General features: G+C 37.3%; 20 protein-coding genes and 2 riboswitches. Of the genes, 3 read left to right on the top strand and 17 right to left on the bottom strand.

Going from position 1 to position 20,769, the window contains the following annotated elements:
- Positions 1–442: 442 nt before the first annotated feature.
- The 17 genes from NYE52_RS02005 to NYE52_RS01925 form a co-directional block, all read right to left on the bottom strand.
- Complete coding sequence (locus NYE52_RS02005) at positions 443–1,516, bottom strand: D-alanine--D-alanine ligase (protein WP_341191542.1); 1,074 nt, start codon at positions 1,514–1,516, stop codon at positions 443–445.
- Between the two features lie 244 nt (positions 1,517–1,760).
- Positions 1,761–2,471: an ATP-binding protein gene (locus tag NYE52_RS02000; RefSeq protein ID WP_341191541.1), complete on the bottom strand. Its 711-nt coding sequence runs from the start codon at positions 2,469–2,471 to the stop codon at positions 1,761–1,763.
- The gene (locus tag NYE52_RS01995; RefSeq protein WP_341191540.1) at positions 2,468–2,953 is read right to left on the bottom strand and encodes an ECF transporter S component; all 486 of its coding nucleotides are present in this window, start codon (positions 2,951–2,953) and stop codon (positions 2,468–2,470) included. Before NYE52_RS01995 ends, NYE52_RS02000 begins: the two co-directional genes overlap by 4 nt.
- Entirely contained in the window at positions 2,934–3,533 is a 600-nt protein-coding gene (locus NYE52_RS01990) for a cob(I)yrinic acid a,c-diamide adenosyltransferase (RefSeq protein ID WP_341191539.1), read from the bottom strand. The genes NYE52_RS01995 and NYE52_RS01990 overlap by 20 nt, the downstream gene beginning before the upstream one ends.
- Positions 3,534–3,706: 173 nt before the next feature.
- Complete coding sequence (locus tag NYE52_RS01985; RefSeq protein WP_341191538.1) at positions 3,707–4,144, bottom strand: bifunctional adenosylcobinamide kinase/adenosylcobinamide-phosphate guanylyltransferase; 438 nt, start codon at positions 4,142–4,144, stop codon at positions 3,707–3,709.
- Positions 4,093–4,707 carry a histidine phosphatase family protein gene (locus NYE52_RS01980; protein ID WP_341191537.1) on the bottom strand — a complete coding sequence of 205 codons (615 nt, stop codon included), beginning with the start codon at positions 4,705–4,707 and terminating at the stop codon, positions 4,093–4,095. The genes NYE52_RS01985 and NYE52_RS01980 overlap by 52 nt, the downstream gene beginning before the upstream one ends.
- Positions 4,677–5,471 (bottom strand): adenosylcobinamide-GDP ribazoletransferase, encoded by a 795-nt coding sequence (cobS, locus tag NYE52_RS01975; protein ID WP_341191536.1) that lies wholly within the window; start codon positions 5,469–5,471, stop codon positions 4,677–4,679. Before cobS ends, NYE52_RS01980 begins: the two co-directional genes overlap by 31 nt.
- Entirely contained in the window at positions 5,468–6,976 is a 1,509-nt protein-coding gene (locus NYE52_RS01970) for a cobyric acid synthase (RefSeq protein ID WP_341191535.1), read from the bottom strand. Before NYE52_RS01970 ends, cobS begins: the two co-directional genes overlap by 4 nt.
- The gene (locus NYE52_RS01965; protein ID WP_341191534.1) at positions 6,973–7,530 is read right to left on the bottom strand and encodes a bifunctional adenosylcobinamide kinase/adenosylcobinamide-phosphate guanylyltransferase; all 558 of its coding nucleotides are present in this window, start codon (positions 7,528–7,530) and stop codon (positions 6,973–6,975) included. The genes NYE52_RS01970 and NYE52_RS01965 overlap by 4 nt, the downstream gene beginning before the upstream one ends.
- On the bottom strand, positions 7,500–8,591 hold the full coding sequence (gene cobD / locus NYE52_RS01960) for a threonine-phosphate decarboxylase CobD (protein WP_341191533.1): 1,092 nt from the start codon (positions 8,589–8,591) through the stop codon (positions 7,500–7,502). Before cobD ends, NYE52_RS01965 begins: the two co-directional genes overlap by 31 nt.
- Positions 8,566–9,528 carry an adenosylcobinamide-phosphate synthase CbiB gene (gene cbiB / locus NYE52_RS01955; RefSeq protein ID WP_341191532.1) on the bottom strand — a complete coding sequence of 321 codons (963 nt, stop codon included), beginning with the start codon at positions 9,526–9,528 and terminating at the stop codon, positions 8,566–8,568. The genes cobD and cbiB overlap by 26 nt, the downstream gene beginning before the upstream one ends.
- On the bottom strand, positions 9,525–10,991 hold the full coding sequence (locus NYE52_RS01950) for a heme ABC transporter ATP-binding protein (protein WP_341191531.1): 1,467 nt from the start codon (positions 10,989–10,991) through the stop codon (positions 9,525–9,527). The genes cbiB and NYE52_RS01950 overlap by 4 nt, the downstream gene beginning before the upstream one ends.
- Positions 10,991–12,028, bottom strand: a complete 1,038-nt coding sequence (locus tag NYE52_RS01945; RefSeq protein WP_341195092.1) for a FecCD family ABC transporter permease — start codon at positions 12,026–12,028, stop codon at positions 10,991–10,993. The genes NYE52_RS01950 and NYE52_RS01945 overlap by 1 nt, the downstream gene beginning before the upstream one ends.
- Positions 12,015–12,974, bottom strand: a complete 960-nt coding sequence (locus tag NYE52_RS01940) for an ABC transporter substrate-binding protein (protein WP_341191530.1) — start codon at positions 12,972–12,974, stop codon at positions 12,015–12,017. The genes NYE52_RS01945 and NYE52_RS01940 overlap by 14 nt, the downstream gene beginning before the upstream one ends.
- Before the next feature lie 130 nt (positions 12,975–13,104).
- Positions 13,105–13,302: riboswitch (cobalamin riboswitch) on the bottom strand.
- Between the two features lie 84 nt (positions 13,303–13,386).
- On the bottom strand, positions 13,387–14,121 hold the full coding sequence (gene sfsA, locus NYE52_RS01935; RefSeq protein WP_341191529.1) for a DNA/RNA nuclease SfsA: 735 nt from the start codon (positions 14,119–14,121) through the stop codon (positions 13,387–13,389).
- A gap of 12 nt (positions 14,122–14,133) precedes the next feature.
- Positions 14,134–14,910: a hypothetical protein gene (locus tag NYE52_RS01930; RefSeq protein WP_341191528.1), complete on the bottom strand. Its 777-nt coding sequence runs from the start codon at positions 14,908–14,910 to the stop codon at positions 14,134–14,136.
- Between the two features lie 425 nt (positions 14,911–15,335).
- Positions 15,336–16,670 carry a 5'-deoxyadenosine deaminase gene (locus NYE52_RS01925; protein WP_341191527.1) on the bottom strand — a complete coding sequence of 445 codons (1,335 nt, stop codon included), beginning with the start codon at positions 16,668–16,670 and terminating at the stop codon, positions 15,336–15,338.
- A gap of 62 nt (positions 16,671–16,732) precedes the next feature.
- Positions 16,733–16,831, bottom strand: a riboswitch (purine riboswitch).
- A 229-nt stretch (positions 16,832–17,060) separates the two neighbouring features.
- Here NYE52_RS01925 and mgtE point away from each other — a divergent pair.
- From mgtE to NYE52_RS01910, 3 genes are all read left to right on the top strand, one after another.
- A complete protein-coding gene (mgtE, locus tag NYE52_RS01920; protein ID WP_341191526.1) occupies positions 17,061–18,419 on the top strand; it encodes a magnesium transporter in 1,359 nt (452 codons plus the stop codon).
- Between the two features lie 312 nt (positions 18,420–18,731).
- Positions 18,732–19,892, top strand: coding sequence for an FtsW/RodA/SpoVE family cell cycle protein (locus NYE52_RS01915; RefSeq protein ID WP_341191525.1), 1,161 nt, complete (start codon positions 18,732–18,734; stop codon positions 19,890–19,892).
- A gap of 287 nt (positions 19,893–20,179) precedes the next feature.
- Positions 20,180–20,632 carry a Dps family protein gene (locus tag NYE52_RS01910; protein WP_341191524.1) on the top strand — a complete coding sequence of 151 codons (453 nt, stop codon included), beginning with the start codon at positions 20,180–20,182 and terminating at the stop codon, positions 20,630–20,632.
- The last annotated feature ends 137 nt before the right edge of the window (positions 20,633–20,769 follow it).

Genomic DNA, 20,769 nt, shown 5'->3' with positions numbered 1-20,769 from the left:
TTTTCAATGGTAAAATACTTGCTATTCTCCATTGAAAACGATATTTGATGGAACAAAAGAAGAGGTATAATTCTCACCTCTCCTTTTAACAGTTATGAAAGTATATGTTCTCTGAAGTCCATTTGGTGTCTAGCTCCGGGCACTCAGGGGCTGATGGCCTTCACGACTTTTCCCTACGATAAGTCAACATCGGCTCTCTACCGTTCGCCGTGTTTCCTTTATCTCAGGAAAGATCGCTCCACCCCACACGCCCCTAAACGGGCGCCCTCCGCTTTTCTATTTGTCTAGCTCCGGGCACCCAGGAGCTGATGGCCTTCACGACCTTTCCCTACGATAAGTCAACATCGGCTCTCTACCGTTCGCCGTGTTTCCTTTATCTCAGGAAAGGTCGCTCCACCCCACACGCCCCTAAACGAGCGCCCTCCGCTTTTCTTATTCTCTATTAGATTGTATATTTAATATTTTGTTTTTCTGTATGTCTTTCAACAGCAAGATCCACTAATTTATTGATGAGCTCATCGTATTCTAAGCCCGTATGCTTCCATAATAACGGGAACATGCTGAACGGTGTAAATCCAGGCATTGTATTTACTTCATTAATATAAACCTTTCCTTCTTTCGTTAGGAAGAAATCTGCACGGACAAGACCAGAGCAATCAAGTGCTTTAAATGCTTTAATTGCATCTGCTTTAATTGCAGCATACTCAGATTCTGTAACCTCTGCTGGGATAATTAAAGCTGTATCTCCATCCTCATATTTTGCTTTATAATCATAAAAATCTTTTTTCGGGACAATTTCACCAGCTACAGAGACTTCTGGATGGTCATTACCAAGTACCCCTACTTCAATTTCTCGCGCTGTTAAGCCTTCTTCGACAATAACTTTACGGTCAAATTGGAATGCCTCGATAAACGCAGTCTCTAATTCCTCTCTCGTCGTACATTTGCTAATTCCTACACTTGATCCAAGATTAGCAGGCTTTACAAAACAAGGAAAACCTAGTTCCTTTTCCACACGATCGTATGCCGCGTTTTTATCATTTTGCCAGTCACTGCGGATAAAAGAATTATAATTCACTTGGTTTAAACCAGCTACTTCAAATATGTTCTTCATAATTACTTTATCCATTCCCGCTGATGATGCCAAAACACCATTACCAACATAAGGAAGGTTTAAAAGTTCCAGCAGTCCTTGTACAGTTCCATCTTCACCGTTTGGTCCATGAAGCAATGGAAAAATAACATCTAAGGAAGCCTCTTCATTTGCTTGGAAAAGAGTAGTAGAAAGCGCATTGGAGCCGATTTGTGTTTGAGCTGTAAACGCAAGTTCTTTTACATTTTCAACTGGTCCCATTAATTGTGGTCCACGCACCCATTCCCCACTCTCAGATATGTAAATTGGGTGAATATCATATTTATCTGTATCTAACGCTTTAATTACTGCCATTGCTGTTTGCATACTAACTTTATGTTCAGCAGATTTTCCGCCATATAATAATCCAAGTTTCTTTTTCATTATGAGTTTACCTCCATTTTATCAATGCACTTGTTTATTCTACCACTAGAACCATACCTTTAAAAAGAAAACATGTAAGTCCAATAACAATTTAATCAAAATCACATATTCTTGTAATAGAGCTAGGCTAGACCCTAATAATCCTTTTCCATTTTAACTCTTATTACCATATGAAAAAAGGGCTAAAATGGAGCTTATTTATTTAAAATTTCTCCGTAAAGAAGGCAAAAGCTACTTTGCTTCTTTACGGAGAAATTAGTACTTCATGAAAATAGCCACCAGCCAACCTCATTATTTCTGATTCTACTTCCTTTTCATACTCGACAATAAAGCATGTAGCGGGACCTGAAGATTTTAATAGATCAACATAGCTTGATACTTCTTCCTCTTGAAAAAGCTTTCCCTTTAACTGGCCTAATTCATAAAGAATTCCCTTGGAGCCAACAGGCTGCAGTCGACATTTTACTTCCTTTGCAAAATGGGAAAACATCGCTAAAGGAACTATTTTTTCCTCTTGTAGCATCACTTCTTCTCCGACAAGTGGACTCCCAATAACAGCTATTCTTCCATTAACAATGGTTTTCTCCTTATAATTCGCTCGTCTTTTTCCAAGAATCGTTAAACCTACAGCAGATTGCTGGAAGGAAAAATTGCTTTCCGTACTTCCTGTTATTCCAAGCTCCGCCTCTAATCCAAGCTCCTGCACTCCTTTATGTATACCTGCCACAAGGGGACTCCAAGCATCATCTCCACAAAAATTCTGCAAGATTACCGAAAATGGGATTCCTCCTGCTGCCATACATTCCATAACTGCAACGCGAAAGGAAAAATAAGAAACAATATCATAGGGAACGGAAACTTGATCCTCTTCTTTCTCCCCAATTCCTCCGCTATTATCAGCACTGATAACCAACACTTCTTCTCGATTCCAGGGAACAATTTGTACATCTCTCATTGCTTTGCCTCTCTCCTTCCATTAAGGAAAGATTCCAGCCTCGGTATTAACAGCTTGGCAATCATGCCGTTTACTACAGCACCTATCAACAATACTGGAACCATAGAAACGTAGAAGCCTTTTCCCAAAAACACGAAGAAGGGAAGGGGCAATATAATTCCATTTCCTAACACAAACCACATATAGGAGACGAATTGATTTCCAGTCTGATAGATTTTTGTAAAAACAAACACAAGCAGACACATTTCTGCGGCAATAAACAAATGAAAAATTCCGAGTGGGAGTCCTCCTATCAAAGCAGACACAAGGTGACCGAAACCCGCTACTATTCCTCCGGCTCCCCCACCTAAAAGCACACCAGCAATAAGGCTCGGAAAACTATCAAGAGCAACACTTCCAATGAAGCTTGGAATTTTTATAAAAGCACCAATTACTGATATCGCAATAAAAATGGCAAGTATATTAATTTTCTTTACGTTCATTTCTCTCTCCCTTTTTACTTGTTCGAAATACCTTTGCACTACGAACATACTCGACATCTGCCACATTGCTTCTGTAATTAATCACCCTTGCAAGCGCAAAAAAGTAATCGGAAAGTCTATTCAAATATTTCAATGGCAATTCAGGTGTATCCTCATTTGTTTTCACCAATGTAACCACTAATCGTTCCGCTCTTCTTGTCACTGTACGTGCAAGATGCACTGTAGCTGCCGCCTCTATGCCCCCTGGCAAGATAAAGCGCTCCAAATCTGGTGTTTCTTCCATAAAAGCATCAATTCGTTCCTCTAAATAAGCAATAGCATCTTCTGTTAACTTCAATTGTCTTCTAGCTGAAATACTCGCTAAATCTCCCCCACAGTCAAATAATTCATGCTGGATTTTCTCTAAGTCTTCTTTGATATCAGCAAATTGTTCTCCAACTAATTGCGCTACCGCCAATCCCACAAAAGAATTTAATTCATCAACTGTACCGTAGGCTTCTACACGAATATCATCCTTCGATACTCTTCCCCCTATTATACTTGTTTCTCCTTTATCACCTGTTTTTGTATAAATCCGCATACGTTATCCCTCTTTTTTGGTTATTTTTTTGTTGATTGTTGGTGAAAGCCTTTATTTTATTTTTGGTTGTGGCTTTTTTTAGGTAGATGGTGGTCATTAGATTTGGGTTATGAACACCACTTTCCCTCTTAATACTTCGGTTCATGGCTTTCATCTCAATCATGAACACCACTCTACTTCAACTGCTCATTTAACCCATACCAAATAACATCCACTCTATCTACAGTTGCTGCAATTCTTTGAAAAATCAGTCCTGTAGCATCGCGCCACAAGCGGTCTTCTTGATCAATGGGAACGATGCCTTTTGTAATATCGCTACCAATTAAAAACACGCAGCGGTCTTCTTCTTCTCTTTCCCATTGAAGCAAATCCCCCACTTGTTTTTCTATATAAGTGATTGTTTGCTCCAACGTTTCTTCTTGCAGACGATTTTTAATCATCCACTCCAGTCCTTCAATTATATAAAAAGAATCCTTCTCATCATTTATACTATTTATTTCCTTTTCATCAAACAAACGGAGGATCTTCCCCTCTATAAATCCCTGCTCCTTCGCAAAGGCTACTGTCCACCTTTTCTTCCCGTGAAAGCTACCTCCTGTAATAAAGTGCATCTTTCCTTCCTCCTAAAGCTTTCTTTGTTGGACCATATTAGTTCCATTCCCCCTCCTGGCGAAAGGTTGTAGTCCCAAAAATTCTTTTCTGCTACATCAAATTTACTAAGTAAATAACGAATCACGCCACCATGTGTGACAACTGCTATTCGATTGCTTTGTTTACTCTGCTGGATTAAACAATCCCAGCCTTTATCTACGCGCTCAGCCATCTCATTAAAGGATTCTCCATTTGTTGCAGAAATCACAAATGGAGCATTTAGCCATTTACAATAGTCAGGAAGCTCTTTTAATTGTTCGTATGTTTTTCCTTCCCACTCTCCAAAATTTATTTCTCGAAAATAAGAAATAATGTGCAAGCGCTGGTCAGGAAACCAATAAGCTGCAGTCTCTTTTGCTCGTAATAAATCACTTGCACTTACCCATTCATATTTAGACATCGGCCTTCCTTTTTCATAAAGCTTCTCCTTTCCTTTTTCACTTAAAGGAGCATCTGTCCAGCCAATGTATGCCTTCCGTTCATTTTCAGCAGTTAACCCATGACGAAATAATGCAATAACCATAGTGTCGCCCATAGTGCCAATTCCGTCCCTTCTACACTTGCCCCTAATAAATCACCTGTTAATCCCCCAAAAGCTCGCTTCATAAAGCGGCTTAATAAAAAATAGCAGCCGATGCTAACAGAGAGAAACAGAAAGAACAGTGGCAGCCATTGTGAATACAAAAAGAAGAAAAATAGAAAAACAAGTGCAAAATATCCACTATAAAAAAGCGTTCCCCTCCCTTCAACAGCCCTTTTAAAATATGCGCCAAGCCCGTCCTTCTTTGCTTCTTGAACAAATAGCAAGATCCATCCCATTACAGCTTTAGAAAAAAGCGGCAGGAGCATTACAAAAAGATAGGTGAAGTCTTGCATACGTGTCACGATTTCATAGATAAAAAGAAACTTTGTGCTTAATAACAGCACGACGGATAAAAGACCAAATGCACCAACATGAGGATCCTTCATAATCTCCAATCTTTTCTTCCTATCCTGATAAGAAAAATAAGCATCACTTGCATCCATCCAGCCATCTAAATGAAGGCCACCAGTTAACAAGATTGTACAGAGCCAGACAAAGAAAGCAATTGCAAGAGCTGTAAACGGCGTATATTCATTTAGCAAAAAGAAGAGGCTCATATAAATAAAGCCTTGAAAAAGTCCTAGCAAAGGGAATGTCTTTATACTTTTCTGAAGAAACTCCCCTTCCATCGGAAGTATCTTTCTCACCGGTATCGCCGTAAAGAACTGAATATTTAATAGAAAACCAATAAACCATTTGTTCATTGTCTATCACCACCCTGAAGGATATCCAATATTCTTTCCCAATCAAGATGCTTTTTCATTTCATCAGCAAGAGAGTCAAAGCGTTCATCCTTCTGTGCTTGTATAAACAGTCTTTCCCTTTGCTCCGTTCCCTTTTGCAAACGGATTTGATTTAACCATGTATGACGAAAACCATCATTATAAAATAGATGGTGCATATAAGTACCTATCAATCTTCCATCTTCTCGATAATAGCCTTCTTCCCTCCTATTAGAAAGCAATAAAAAAGGACATCTTTCATCTAAAGAAGCATATTCTGTTTTTCCTAAATGAATTTCATACCCCTCTATTCTTTCTGCTGCTAACATCGTAGAGGGATGATAGCGGCCTTCCACACGAATAGTTTCTTTTTTCTTTTCAAAGGTCGTCCTTGCAGGTATAAGCCCTATCCCTTCAATTTCTTCGCCTCTGCTCCCAGTATCAGCACCATATGGATCCTTTAGAGCCGTACAAAGCATTTGATATCCTCCGCATAATCCTATTACTCTGCCACCTTGCTTATAATAGCTTTGAAGCTGGGTTGCTAATCCGTTCCTCTTCATTTCTTTCAAATCATCTATTGTACTTTTCGTACCTGGAATAATGACCGCATCTGGATTCCCTAAATCTTCGCCTTTATCAACCAGGCGGATACTAACATCATCTTCTAGGAAAAATGGTTCTATATCTGTGAAATTGGACATATAACGATTGTTTACTACTGCCAAATCGATAACATCTTTTGTAGTGGTTAATCTTTTCTCCCGGATAGATAACGAGTCCTCTCCTTCAATCATATGGTTATGAATAAAAGGAAGGACTCCGAGGACAGGAATACCTGTCTTTTCCTTCAGCCATTGAACGCCATCTTCAAAAAGAGTTGGATCCCCGCGAAACTTATTAATAATAATCCCCTTAACCCTGCTCCGTTCTTCTTCTGAAAATAGAGCTAGCGTTCCAATAATACTTGCAAACACGCCTCCACGGTCAATATCCGCAACGAGAATTACAGGAATATCAGCCATTTCCGCAACCTTCATGTTTACAAGCTCTCTGTCTTTCAAATTAATTTCTACTGGGCTACCCGCGCCTTCCATAATTACCATCTCATAGTGGCTTTGAAGGTAATCAAGGCTTTTTTGAATAATACGAATTCCTTCATCATAAAATTGTTCACGATACCCTCTGCCAGAAAGAGTCGTACTTGCTTCTCCAAGCAGGACAACCTCTGATTGTAAATCAGATCTTGGTTTTAAGAGAATCGGGTTCATCCAAACTGTTGCTTCCGTCCTTGCTGCTTCCGCCTGAATTCCTTGCGCCCTGCCAATTTCTTTTCCATCTACTGTGACATAAGAATTATTAGACATATTTTGTGATTTAAATGGGGCTACTTTTATCCCCTCATTTGCCACCATTCGGCATAAAGCAGTAGCAATCAGACTTTTCCCAACATCAGATGAAGTCCCCTGTATCATCACACCCTTCATTTTTTTCCTCCCTTCTTCTTTTTTGCGATTCCGAATTCTACCAAATAAGCTTCCTTTGCATGCTGCACAAGGAAATAATGGAGTCTATTTAAAATCCTGCTATAGTTCTGTACAAATGGATCTGTTGACGGCTCATATGTAACTTCATTGCTCACAAGAATAAGATATCTGCAGCTTCGACTTAACGCCACTAGATCCTTTTTCAGCTTATCCTCTATCATTTCCTGCCGTTGGTCTTTAAAAAAAAGTTCATTATTGACTAATACTGTTAAACAATCAAGCAAAAGAACATCCTTTTTGGAAAAAACCTCTGCCAATTCGCCAATATTTACTGCCTGTTCATGGCTATTCCATTTTACCTTTTGTGTTTTTCTTATTTGCTGATGTTTTGCAATTCTTTCTTGCATTTCTGTATCTGTATTAACAGCTGTGGCTATATAATGCAAATCTGCTTTTTCCTTTCTTGCATATTCTATTGCCAAGCTCTCAGCAAAAGAAGATTTGCCGCTTCTCACGCCTCCTGTTACAAAGATAATGGATGACTTTGTTTCCATTTAGCTAACACTCCTTGCAATTGCTGATTCTCTTCCCTGCTTTTAATGGCAAAGCGTAGCCATCGTCCTTCTAAACTCGGATAATTATATGTATGTCTTGCAATGATGCCATTGTTTAACAAGAAAGTAAGGAGGTCTTTTTGATCTGTTAACCTAGTATCTCTTAGTAAGTAATAATTAGCAGCAGAGTTGGAATACGCAAAGTGTGCTTTCTGAAAAAAGGAAAATAATCTTTCCTTTTCTTCTTCTATATAGCTTTGCGTTTTATTCAGAAACATCTCTTGTTCCATTAATAATTCGCCAACACTTAAGGCAATCCCATTAATACTCCATTGAGATTGAAGCTGTTGTAATTGCGCAATCATTTCCTCAGATGCGAATACATAGCCAAGACGTATCCCTGGAATACTGTACATCTTTGTCAAGGAACGGATTACAATAAGGTTTGAGAATTTTTTTAAGAGGGGAAGCATATCCTCATACCCAATCACAAAATCGTAGAAAGCCTCATCCAAGATGACATAACAATCATTTTTTTTACAAATAGCCAACAACTCTTCTACTACTTGTTTCGGATAATATATACCGGTTGGATTATTAGGATTACATAAAAATATAGCATCCACATGACGAATATCCTTTTCCAATTCAGATGGAATTAGCTCCCAGCCTGTTTCCACTGATAGGTAATGATGATGGATATCACATTGATTAATTCTGCACACTTCTTCATATTCCGAAAAAGCAGGCTGAAGAAGCAATACTTTTTTCCCCGCAAGTATTCTTCCTAATAAAGAAATGATTTCCGCAGCTCCATTACCAATTAAGAGCTGCTTTGGATGAAGTCCATACTTGTTTGAAACTTTCTCCTTTAAACGACTTGCAAAAGGGTCTGGATAAAGATGGACTGTCTGAAATAAGTCATTCCACATTTCCAATAGAATAGGCGGAGGTCCTAAAGGGTTGATATTAGCACTAAAATCAATCGTATCTACTGGCATTTCTAAATTTGTCTTTTTATAAATATACTGGGGATTAGCTCCATGCATTGGCCATTTCAAATCCAATTCCTCCTATACATAAAAAAAGGTAAAAGCAAACAACTGCTTTATCAGCAATTCTAGTTGACTCAATAATATGTCTAGTTTCTAAAGGCTGCCGCGCTTTTCCCATTCGTGCCCGATCGGACTTCTTTCCTCCGTAATAGTTTATCCCCCCGAGCTGTATGCCGAGGATAATCGCTGTCACAGCTTCGCCCCAGCCACTGTTTGGAGAAGGGTGCTTCTTTGCATCTTGAAATAACAGCTTCCAGGCTTCCTTTTTGCGATAGAAAGAACTACGACTAACTAACAGCACGAGAATTGCTGTTATTCGACTAGGCAAGTAGTTGACAACATCATCACATTTCGCAGCGAAATACCCAAATTCTCTATATTTATCATTCTTATAACCAACCATACTATCACATGTATTAATGGCCCTATAAACCAAACTTAACGGGGCACCACCAATAAATGCCCAAAACAGTGGAGCAGTAATACCATCACTTGTATTTTCTGCAACTGTCTCTACTGTCGCTCGTACAATTTCTTCTTCCTTTAATCGCTCTGTATCTCTCCCTACAATATAAGACAGCTGCCTTCGCGCTGCCTCTAAATCATTAGCCTGCAAAGGTTCATAAACCTCTATCGCTGCATCCTTTAGACTTTTTTGTGCTATTGTTGTTGCGATAAGAAGAGCTTCCACGATTACCCCGATCCACCAATGAAGCTGATAGCTAATATAAACGAGGAAATAGCTAAGCAAAAAGATGGTCACTAAAACAATGATGAGCATCCATAATCCCTTTATTCTCTGATTTTGCCTGCTATTCAATCTTTGATCTAAATAGGAAATCAACTTCCCCATCCCTTTTACAGGATGAGGCCAGCTTGGTGGATCACCAATAATCTTATCTAAAATAATCGCAAGTGTAATGCTGATCAAATGGCCAATCATTTAGGTGCTATCCTCCTATCCCTTTTATCTAATGACTTTGTCAGACACTGATAGACGCCTTGTGCTACACACTTTCCAAGCTCCGTAATCGTACCTCCAAATTCGAGGTAGGCTCCTTCTTGAGTAGCAGCCACCAATATACTGTCTGTTGAAGTACCTGTTGCAAGGGTTCCTGTTTCCAAATCCTTTATCTTCCGATCCCGCAAGACCGCTGCCTTTGCTTCTGTAGCGGTAATGACACTTTGTAAAAAAGCTTGCTCTGATAATTTGCCGTTAACAAAAATCCAAATATTAATTGTTCCCGGATTTATGAAAGAAGAATGTTTGTTAGTCATTGCGGCATCAACAGCATTCCCTATTCCTCCTGTTACGACAATCATTACAGAAAAATTCGGCTGCTCGATAAGCTTATATGCTACATCCTCTGTGTAAACAGCTGTCATCATCCCAACTGTCTCTGATGGAATAAAGCCATTTCGACACAAATAATCCTCCATTTCTTCCCGATAATCTTCGCACCGATATGTCTTATCTACATGTCGATTCACAAAGCTTTTATACCATCCCATCCCAGCACCTATTACACCAGATGAAAGAGTGTATAGCGGAAAGGGAACCTTCACCTCTATTCTTTCTGATGTAATCGTAATAGCTTCCGTATTTATTTTCATCGTATTTCTCATTGTATTTCTTGGTATAAGCGCTATTTGAGGAGCTGGTCTACTTGGATGAAAAGTACTTATCACATCTGTTTGATAGATTCTTTTCACCCGCTCTTCTTGCAATACATTAGAAGGACTAGCATCCACTTCTACCTTTCCATCATGTAATAAAAGCAGCCGATCACAATATAATCCTGCCAAGTTTAAATCATGGAAAATACAAATAATTGTTAAATTTCGTTCCCTGCTCCATTCTCTTAAGTTATCCAATAATTCCTTCTGATAAGATAAATCCAAATGGTTTGTAGGTTCATCTAATAAGAGAATTTCTGGCTCTTGTGCGAGTGCCTGTGCCAAATATACCCGCTGTTTCTCGCCACCAGATAATTCATGAATCGACTTGTCTTGAAAAGCAACGACTCCCGTTTGCCTCATTACTTCATTAAGCATCTCTTCATCTTTAGCACTCCATGACTGAAAGAGCCCAGATTGATGTGCATATCTCCCCAAAGATACAATTTCTCGAACCGTATAAGAAAAAGATTCATTCACATGCTGAGACAGTACCGCCACTACCTTTGCTAATTCTTTTGTTTTATACTGTGCAATGGGTCTCCCTTTGATCTCAACTTGTCCCTCTTGTGGAGTTAAAATCCCACTAATAATTTTCATTAACGTCGTTTTCCCACTGCCATTTGGTCCAAGGATACCAACCATCTCTCCTTTATTCACGGCAAAAGAAATATCCTGTAAAATTTGTTTTGTTTCATATTGAAAAAAGAGATTTCGTACATTTAGCATTATTTTAAACTCCTCTTCCTTCTTCTCAGTAATAATCCAGCAAACACCGGAGCACCGACTAATGCTGTAATAACCCCTATCGGTAATTCCGTCGGGGAAATAATCGTTCTCGCTAATAAATCAGCTAAAATCATAAAGCCACTGCCGACAAAAAGAGAAATCCCCATTAAATGCCTGTGGTCAGGACCAACAATGATTCGAACAAAGTGGGGAATCACCAAACCAACAAATCCGATTGTACCTGATACCGCTACCGCTGCTCCTGTTAACATAGAACCAGCTAGCAAAATAATCATTTTTCTTCTTTGCACATGAATCCCTAAATGCTGGGCTCTTTCTTCACCAAAAGCTAAAGCATTTAATTCCTTACCTTGCGAAAGAAGAAGACCAGAACCAACTACAAAGAATGGGAGAATAATTTTTATATATTCCCACCCTCTCATGGAGACACTTCCAAGTAACCAGCCAATAATTTGGCGAAGCTCGTTTCCTGTTAATGCGATCATAAGAGAAATAAATGCACTTAAAAAAGAACCAATAATAATACCTGTTAAAATAATCGTCTCTACTCGCATCGCTGGATCCATTTTTTTCGCAAAAAAGACTACAAATAAAATGGTGAAAAAGGAGAATAGTACACTCATAAATGGCAAAGTCAGCCCGCCAAGAAACGGTATACTAAATTGAAAAAACAATGTAATGACTGCTCCAACAGATGCTCCAGATGAAACCCCGAGTGTATATGGGTCTGCCAGTGGATTTCTCAATAACCCTTGGAAAGCGGCTCCCGCAATAGAAAGGCTCGCACCGACAAGTCCTGCCAGCAGCACTCTAGGGAGACGAATATTTTGGACGATATTGATATGCATTGGATCGACATTCGTTAATAAGCTTTCTGGTCCAACATAACTTGCTAGTATTTTTACCACAGATAAGATAGGAACAGAGATGGTTCCTATCGATATTCCAATCACAATCGCAAAAAGGAGAAAAAAAGCGGCATAAACATAAGCCGCTTTTCTTTTATTTAAAAACATCAGGGTACACCGCTTTTGCAACTGCCTCTACTCCTTCAACTAAACGAGGACCAGAACGAGTTACCATGTCAGAATCAACATCTACTATCTGCTTTTCCTTTACTGCTGTTATCTCTTGCCAACCTTTTCTCGAATTAATTTGATCGATTGGGCTCTTTTCTGAGTAAGCACCATAAGTAGTAATAATAGCATCAGGATTTGCTGCAATTACTGCCTCTTGATCTACTTGAATCCAGCCTTCTTCTGAAATAATATTCTTCGCATTAATCGTATCAAGCATCTCTTGCATAAATGTATTTTTACCAGTCGTAAACAAATTTGGCTCTTCGCTTACTTCTATATAAACAGATTTTTGGTCACTATCAGAAATCGTTGCTGCTTTTTCCTTGATGGCAGCTAACTTCTCTTTCATATCAGCAACAAGCTTATCTGCTTCAGCTTCTGTTCCCGTAGCCTGTCCAATCATTTTCATGCTTTTATAGACATCCTCAAAAGTAGACGCATCATTCACAATAACAACATCAATGCCAGCATCACGGATTTGCTGCAATCCTTCCGTGGAATTATGGGCGCTAGATGCATGTGCTAATACTACATCTGGATTCAGTGAGATTATTTTCTCCACATTAAATTCCATTCCGCCTACCTTCTCTTTTTCCGCCGCTTCTTGTGGGTAGTTATCATAATCACTAACTCCCACTAATTCCTCTCCTAGTCCAAGCGCAAATACAATTTCCGTATTACTAGGCATTAAAGAGACTAGCTTTTCTGGTTTTTCCTCAATTACTACTTCTTGATCCGAAGCGTCCTTAATCGTTACTGGAAAGGCTGCCTCTTGTGCTGTCGATTGCTCTTTGTTATTGTTTTCCGTCTTCGTCTCTCCACATCCAGCGAGCACACCAACAACAAGCAGCATTGCTAAAAATAAGGAATAAAACTTTTTCATCGTCCTTCACCTTCCTAAAATAAATATGTGAAAAATAAAAAACATCTCTATTATCGTCCATAGAGATGTCGGGATGACTTTAAAAGTAGTTTCAAAGCGCGCTCCACACCTCCCTATCCTCGTAGGCTTATTAGGTGTATAGAAAATGGCAGGTCTCCTGACTCATGATTGTCGCAGCATAGAGCCTTCCCATACATGCAAGTACAGTGGCACTTCTCTATGTGCAATCATTTACAGTGGCGGGACCGTGTTGGATTTTCACCAACTTCCCTTTTAAGAGTCTTCTTGAAAAAAGAGAAAGTCTTTCGACATTCCTCATCAGCCTTTTACAAAAAGTCTCACCATCGTCTATCTATTTCATTTTTCGTCCTTTTTGATTATACATTCAAAAGAAGCAGAAATAAATGTCCTTTTATTGAATTTTTAAAAATGGATCTACTGGGATTGCATTGCCCAATTCAATTCCATGCTCCGTTAAAACACAAGTATAGCTTAGTAATTGCACCCCTGCTTTAGCTGCTTCCTCTAAGTTTTTTGCAAAGACTGGGTCAATTTCAGCTGCACCTGTCACTATTTCAACATCTTCTCGTTGCACAACAAATAAAATAGCTGTTTTATATGTTCCTTCCTTCGCAATCACTGTTAATTCTTGTACATGCTTTGAGCCTCTTTTTGTGACGGCATCAGGAAACATCCCTATTCCATTGCTTGCCAATGTAACGCTTTTCACTTCGAGAAGTAGTTGATTTTTTTCTTTATCCTCCAATAAAAAATCCCATCTAGAATTACCATACGTGTATTCCGATTTCACCCATTGATATGGAGCAAGCTCTTCAATGATTGCTGTTTTCAGCATTAATTCGACTAGCTTGTTAGGATATGTCGTATTGATAGACACAAGAAGATCATTAAATTCAACATAAACAGCCGTCCATTTCGTTTTCCGATTAGGATTCGTACTTGGGAGAACATAAATAGTTACCCCTTCTATTAAAAGCTCAATAAGTCTTCCTGGATCAGCTAGATGCACTCTTTCTATTTGCTCTGTTTCTTCATGATAACAATGCAAAATAAACCGATTCGGCCGCTCCACAAAAGTCATTTTCGTTAACTCTGCTGGGAAACCTACAAATACTTTTTCACTCATATCCGTCACCAATTAAACCTTTGTTAATTGCCACTCTCTTAATTTTTTATCAAAAATAAGCAAAGCATCACTTTTTTGTTTGCAATTCTTCTCATATTCTTCGTACATATCATCCATATTATCAAAATCACCTAATATCCAAATTGGAATTTCTATTTTCAATCGAGTTTGATAGGCCTTTTCAATGGATAAAACCATCCCTTCCCTCATATAGCGTTTTAGCTCCATTACTATTTCATTAGGAAGGGAAGGATATAGCCGCTTCTTTTTTAGACCAAGTAATGCCTTCTCTAATTTAAGGTCTGTCACTTTATTAGCAATAACATCTTCAAATAGTCGATAAAAGGCGTCCATATTTTTATAATATATTTTGTTGAACCAGCCATCATCATGCGCCAAATAAGTATATTGGTTATTCAATTGTTGAAAAAACGGCTTTTTTAGCGGCTCCAGTTTATGCCCCAAATAAAGAAGCTCTGCTATCGTTTGACCTTCTAAAATATCTAAAGTCTCCGTCTCATCAAAATCGACCCAAACAAAATCCCCATATCCATATACATCTTCCATTGCTAATTGTGCTAATTTATTGTTTGGAACATATTCGAATTGTGTATGTGTATGAAATTCTCCCTCTTCATACTGATGCTTTAACAATAAAATAGAGGAAAGAGTCTCTGCCAATATTCTGTAAAATTCTCTAAACTCTATACCGTAAGAAAGAACAAAGCGCTCTTTCTCATTTAGATGGATATAAACCACATCTCGAATATCATTATTACCTTTTTTCATCAAGTAAACCTCCAAACATAATTAGCTTGTAAACGGAAGAGCTTTAGCTTACTTTCTTGTTGTTGAAATTGCTTATACTCCATCTTATTTATCTGATTACAAGAAATTTTTCCCTTGTTCTATATTATTAGACTTTTAATAACAATCCGTTATTCATACTATCATACATCTAGCTCCGCTTATTGTAACCATTTTAGTTTAACAAAAATTAGGCAAAATAGCTTACATAATCTTCAATTTAGAAAAAAAAGGAATAAAGTACTTATCTTGTTTGTTATTCCTTTTTCAGTAGTAAGGAAAATAGATTTGCCTCATAAATTCTACTTTTATTAGGCAGACCTATCTTTCAAACAAAAACATCGTACCATACAGGTGGATAAACTCTATTAGCCACTTGTCTGATACGATGTTCTATTATTTATCCATTAACTTATGTTTGTTTTACTTAACAGCCTCTTTATACTTATATCCGCTTCCTTTAACACAATAGCTTTATCCACCGTTTTCATGATTTTATTTTCCATTACAATTCTACCGTCCACAATCGTTGTCTCTACATCTGCTCTTGTTGCCGAATAAACAATTCTTGAAATAGGATCCACATCATAAGAAGGGAAAGTATGAAAATTTTGCAGATTTAAAATAGCTAAATCTGCTCTCTTGCCAATTTCCAGACTGCCAATTTCTTTTTCTAAACCAACCGCTTTTGCCCCGCCAATCGTTGCCATTCGAAAAACTGTTTTCGCATCCATTGCAGTTGGACCATGAATGGGCTTTTGAATAAGTGCAGCCAATCTCATCTCATTAAACATATCCAAATTATTATTACACGGAGCACCGTCCGCTCCTAAGCTAACTGAAGCATGATTGCAAAGAAGATGGTGCGTATCTGCTATGCCTGACGCAAGCTTTAAATTGGAACCTGGACAATGACTAACGTGAACGCCTTTTTCTTGAATAATTCGCTTCTCCTCTTCATCCAGCCAAATGCAATGCGCCAATATTAATCTGTCATTTGCTAAGCCAAGATGATCTAGGTAAACAACATTCCTCATCCCTGTTTCTTCTTGCACAATTTGAATTTCTCCCTTGTTTTCTGATGCATGCGTATGCACTTTTACACGATATTCATCTGAAAGCTTCTTCACCTCTTTCAGTAGCTCTTCTGTACAAGAGACAACAAATCTTGGTGAAAAGGCATATTGAATTCTTCCATTGTCAAACCCATTCCATTTCTCCAACAAATCAACACTTTGCTGAATAGATTCCGCTGTGTTCTCTTGTAATGCCAAAGGTACTTCATCGCCTTTATCCATCATTACTTTTCCAGATACCGCTCGTATTCCACTTTCCGCAATAGCACGAAAAGCATGTTCTGTATGATGGACTGTTTCCATATCCACAATCGTAGTTGTTCCACTTTCCAACAGCTCGCCAATACCAAGCATTGCTGAATAATAAATCGACTCTTTGTCGTGAGATGCCTCGAGTGGCCAAATTCTTTTTCTAAGCCAATCCATCAGCTCTAAATCATCCCCCCTACCACGAAAGAGAGTTTGGCATAAATGGATATGTGTTTGAATAAATCCTGGGATTACGGTTCTATTTGTCGCATCGATTATTTTATCCACATGATCTTTTTGAATATTGGTCCCTATATCTTTAATAATATTCTCTTCTATATAAAGGTCTCCTGTAACAATTTCTTCTGTCTGATTCATCGTTACGATTTGTGCATTTTTGATTAACAAATTCCCCATTAATATTCCCCCATACTTGTTTGAATTTCGGAATAAACACAAAAAAACTACGAAAAATATGCTAGTTAAGCATATTTTTTCGTAGCAAGAAATTTACGGTTTCCAGTAGAGACCCTTAACCCAATTATTAAGGATATACGAAAAAAAGTCGCGATTGTGGCGGTCGCCTGTGGTCATTCATGTTATATCCTTATTTTAATGGAGAATCTAATCTTTTCAAGTTAATTGTCAGAATATTTAACACTGTTTTTTTATGATTTATAAAATATTTTCTCAAAATCTCCTTTTTTCCAAAGAATTATCCATTTCATTCTTTCGTTAATTTACATATAATAAAACAGGGTATATGTCGAATAATTGCCTAAGACATCAGAAGGGAGAGTGAGAAGTATGATACACCAAATGACAGAAAATCAAATCACACTTCACATCATTCAGACACTAAAAGACAATAAAAAATCTGAATTTGAATCCATCGTTGATGAGCTACAACCATATGATATAGCTCAAATTTATGAGGGTCTCCCCGATAAACATAGGGCACGTTTTTTACTTTTTCTTAAAGTCGACTTATTAGCCCATCTCTTAGAGGAGTTAGATAAAGAGGAACAGCTTGAAGTGCTTAATACATTAGGAATGGACAAGACCGGGAAAGTCCTAGATTTAATGGATAATGATGATCTAGCCTCCCTTTTAAATGATTTAGCACCAGAAAGAATTAAAGAACTTCTTTCGGAAATGAAAAAAGAAGAATCAATCATCGTGCAAAACTTAATGAACTACCCAGACGAAACTGCTGGACGTCTTATGACAAACCGTTTTGTATGGATTCGTGATTATTACACAACGCGTGAAGCCGTTGATAAATTAAAATCCTTTGCAGATTTTGCAGAAACATTGAGTTATTTATATGTAATTGATCAAAATAGAAAATTAGTAGGTGTTGTATCCTACCGTGATCTTTTAATTGCTGAACCACAGGATAAAATTCGTGACATCATGTATGAACGAGTTATTAGTGTAACAGTGGACCAAGACCAAGAAGAAGTAGCACAAACTATCCAGAAATATGATTTTTTGGCTATTCCAGTTGTAAATCATGAAAATATATTGATGGGTATTGTTACTATCGATGATATGATTGACGTCGTTTTCCAAGAAGCAAATGAAGATATCGAAAAACTTTCTGCTTCAGGGAAATCAATTGATTTTGATACAAAAGCATCGGTTGCTGCCTATCGAAGACTTCCATGGCTAATCCTACTTTTATTTATCGGGGTTGTATCTGGTAGTATCATTAGCAATTATGAAGATGTCCTTACAAAAGTTGTAGCTTTATCCTTTTTCATGCCAATGATCTCAGGCATGACTGGTAATACAGGAACACAATCATTAGCAGTTGTTGTACGTGGACTTATTTCTAATACAATTAATAAAATAGTTGTAACGAAGCTGATATTTAGGGAACTATTAGTTGGTTTAATTATTGGGATTACATGCGGAGTTATTATTACAATCATTGCCTATGTTTGGCAAAGCGATCTCATGCTCGGCTTAGTTGTTGGCCTTTCTCTCATTTGTACACTTATCATTGGAACATTATCAGGTACTATAATTCCAATCATTCTTTATAAGTTGAATATCGACCCAGCCGTTGCCTCAGGGCCGTTAATCACTACACTTAATGATATCTTTTCGTTATTTATATACTTCGGAATCGCTCAAATTTTCCTAACTCATTTAATGTGAAAGAAGGACTGTCTTATAAGGACAGTCTCTTTTTTTATGTGGTTGGTATATATTTTAAGTTTGGACCATATATTTGTTTTGGATCATATAACTGGGGTTTGAATCTTATTTTTTCTGCTTTGGATCATATAACTGATTTTTGGGCCATAACTTTCCTACTTTAATCTATATTCTAAGAAAATCGCTATCCCTAAATAAGCAAAAATTAAATTCATACCAGTATTTTTACAGGATTATGAAAAATAAGGAAACAAATTCTTCTCCTTTTCCGTCTATATAGATATAAGAAATTTGAACTAGGGGTTTGCTAGAATGAGAACAAAAAAAGGATTTTCCGAAAGATTCGATTGGACTTTATGTCTTTTGCTTATGTTATTTTGTTTAGTTAGCTGTATTGCTATATACAGCGCAAATGATTCTTACTTACAATCACAAATTATGTGGTATTTCATTGGCTCTATTATAATTGCCATTATTATGTATTTTGATAATGAACAGATTCAACAAATAACTTGGATTCTTTATGGGATAGGGACAGTTTTACTAATTGGTCTTCTAGTTATTCCCGAAACAGATTTTACTCCGATCATAAATGGTGCAAAGAGTTGGTATGCTATTCCGAACATTGGAAATGTACAACCATCTGAATATATGAAGGTTTTTTATATTTTAGCGATTGCAAAGGTCATAAATAAACATAATGTAAAGACTATTCATAAGTCTCTAGCGACAGATTTTATGTTAATGTGTAAACTTGGGCTTGTTGCCGGAATTCCGATTGCCTTGGTCATTGTACAGGATTTTGGTACAACGCTCGTTTTAATGGCGATTTTAATTGGAATGATATTAGTTTCAGGAATTTCATGGAAAATACTTATCCCTTTATTTGGTACAGCAGCAGCTTTTGGAAGCATTGTTTTCTATTTAGCGATCTTTGGCAGAGATATATTACAAAAGTATATAGGTGTCAAAGTCTATCAGTTTGATCGCATTGACTCTTGGCTTGATCCCCAAAACGCTGGCGACGCAGGATTCCAGCTAGTTAATTCCTTAATGGCGATAGGATCAGGGCTTATTAGTGGAAAAGGATTGGGAAATGAAGAAGTATATATCCCCGAAAGGCATACTGACTTTATTTTCACTATTATTGGCGAGGAATACGGTTTTATCGGCGGTAGCATTGTTATCATTCTTTATTTTTTCTTAATATACCACCTCATTAAGACGGCCTTACAAACAGCAGATCCTTACAGTATTTATATTAGTGTTGGAGTCATAAGCATGATTACCTTCCATGTTTTCGAAAATATTGGCATGACCATACAATTATTACCGATAACGGGGATTCCCCTTCCTTTTATCAGTTATGGGGGCAGTTCTTTAATGTGTAATATGATGGCAATGGGCCTTATTTTTAGTATTCGTTATCATTATAAATCCTATATGTTTTCTTCTAATTCCTTTTCATTCTGATGGGAATTGTAGCTTTTTTCAAGGCTCAGTGTACTTCCTGAGTCTTTTTAAATTTGTCCATTTAATGAATTCTTCCTTCCTATTGTTTCCTTTCCTTTGTAATTGGGGTATATATTTTAATAGGACAACAAAAAATAAAAAGTAAAATCTTTCCCTCTAACCTATCGAAATGACTAGTATTTTCAATTGTAATAAAAACTAAATTGTAATAATTATAAATAAGTATTGATTTTAAATTAAAACTTGTTATAATTAATATATAATCAGTCGAAGGGAGTTTGTTAAACATGGGATTACAAACAAAAGTAGAATTACAAAAAGAATTAAACGTGCAAATTGCTAACTGGAGCGTATTATACACAAAACTTCATCAGCACCACTGGTATGTAAAGGGGCCATTTTTCTTCACACTTCATGAAAAATTTGAAGAGTTATATGATGAGGCAGCTGAAGCAGTGGATGAAATCGCCGAGCGCTTGCTTGCTATTGGTGGAAAACCGGTTTCTACATTAAAAGAATTTATTGAAACATCCACATTACAAGAAAGCACAGAGAAATTAACTGCGAATGAAATGGTAAAATCTTTAGTAGAAGATTACAGCCATATTAATACACAATTAAAAGCACTAGCAGAGCATGCAGATGAATTAGAAGATGTTATTACAAACGATTTAGCAGTCGATCTAATTGGTAAAATCGAGAAACATTTATGGATGCTAACTGCTTATCTTTCTGAATAAGCTTTATTTTAGAATGAATAAAACCACTTTTTCCTCTCCTATCGAAAAAGTGGTTTTTATTTTGGAAAAAAACATTCCTTCCTATTATTTTCCTTTCCTAAAGAAAAATTATTTTCTTTCTTTTCTGTAAAAAAGTA

This window comes from Niallia sp. FSL W8-0635, assembly GCF_038007965.1.
GTDB lineage: Bacteria > Bacillota > Bacilli > Bacillales > Cytobacillaceae > Niallia.
Note: the sequence above shows the minus strand (reverse complement) of the source record. Positions and strands in the feature narration are given on the sequence as shown.

Excerpts from the sequence above, each read along its gene's own strand:
- NYE52_RS02005 (WP_341191542.1), bottom strand. The coding sequence starts at position 1,516 with ATGAAAAAGAAACTTGGATTATTATATGGCGGAAAATCTGCTGAACAT.
- NYE52_RS02000 (WP_341191541.1), bottom strand. The coding sequence starts at position 2,471 with ATGAGAGATGTACAAATTGTTCCCTGGAATCGAGAAGAAGTGTTGGTT.
- NYE52_RS01995 (WP_341191540.1), bottom strand. The coding sequence starts at position 2,953 with ATGAACGTAAAGAAAATTAATATACTTGCCATTTTTATTGCGATATCA.
- NYE52_RS01990 (WP_341191539.1), bottom strand. The coding sequence starts at position 3,533 with ATGCGGATTTATACAAAAACAGGTGATAAAGGAGAAACAAGTATAATA.
- NYE52_RS01985 (WP_341191538.1), bottom strand. The coding sequence starts at position 4,144 with ATGCACTTTATTACAGGAGGTAGCTTTCACGGGAAGAAAAGGTGGACA.
- NYE52_RS01980 (WP_341191537.1), bottom strand. The coding sequence starts at position 4,707 with ATGGTTATTGCATTATTTCGTCATGGGTTAACTGCTGAAAATGAACGG.
- cobS (WP_341191536.1), bottom strand. The coding sequence starts at position 5,471 with ATGAACAAATGGTTTATTGGTTTTCTATTAAATATTCAGTTCTTTACG.
- NYE52_RS01970 (WP_341191535.1), bottom strand. The coding sequence starts at position 6,976 with ATGAAGGGTGTGATGATACAGGGGACTTCATCTGATGTTGGGAAAAGT.
- NYE52_RS01965 (WP_341191534.1), bottom strand. The coding sequence starts at position 7,530 with ATGGAAACAAAGTCATCCATTATCTTTGTAACAGGAGGCGTGAGAAGC.
- cbiB (WP_341191532.1), bottom strand. The coding sequence starts at position 9,528 with ATGATTGGCCATTTGATCAGCATTACACTTGCGATTATTTTAGATAAG.
- NYE52_RS01950 (WP_341191531.1), bottom strand. The coding sequence starts at position 10,991 with ATGCTAAATGTACGAAATCTCTTTTTTCAATATGAAACAAAACAAATT.
- NYE52_RS01945 (WP_341195092.1), bottom strand. The coding sequence starts at position 12,028 with ATGTTTTTAAATAAAAGAAAAGCGGCTTATGTTTATGCCGCTTTTTTT.
- NYE52_RS01940 (WP_341191530.1), bottom strand. The coding sequence starts at position 12,974 with ATGAAAAAGTTTTATTCCTTATTTTTAGCAATGCTGCTTGTTGTTGGT.
- sfsA (WP_341191529.1), bottom strand. The coding sequence starts at position 14,121 with ATGAGTGAAAAAGTATTTGTAGGTTTCCCAGCAGAGTTAACGAAAATG.
- NYE52_RS01930 (WP_341191528.1), bottom strand. The coding sequence starts at position 14,910 with ATGAAAAAAGGTAATAATGATATTCGAGATGTGGTTTATATCCATCTA.
- NYE52_RS01925 (WP_341191527.1), bottom strand. The coding sequence starts at position 16,670 with ATGGGGAATTTGTTAATCAAAAATGCACAAATCGTAACGATGAATCAG.
- mgtE (WP_341191526.1), top strand. The coding sequence starts at position 17,061 with ATGATACACCAAATGACAGAAAATCAAATCACACTTCACATCATTCAG.
- NYE52_RS01915 (WP_341191525.1), top strand. The coding sequence starts at position 18,732 with ATGAGAACAAAAAAAGGATTTTCCGAAAGATTCGATTGGACTTTATGT.
- NYE52_RS01910 (WP_341191524.1), top strand. The coding sequence starts at position 20,180 with ATGGGATTACAAACAAAAGTAGAATTACAAAAAGAATTAAACGTGCAA.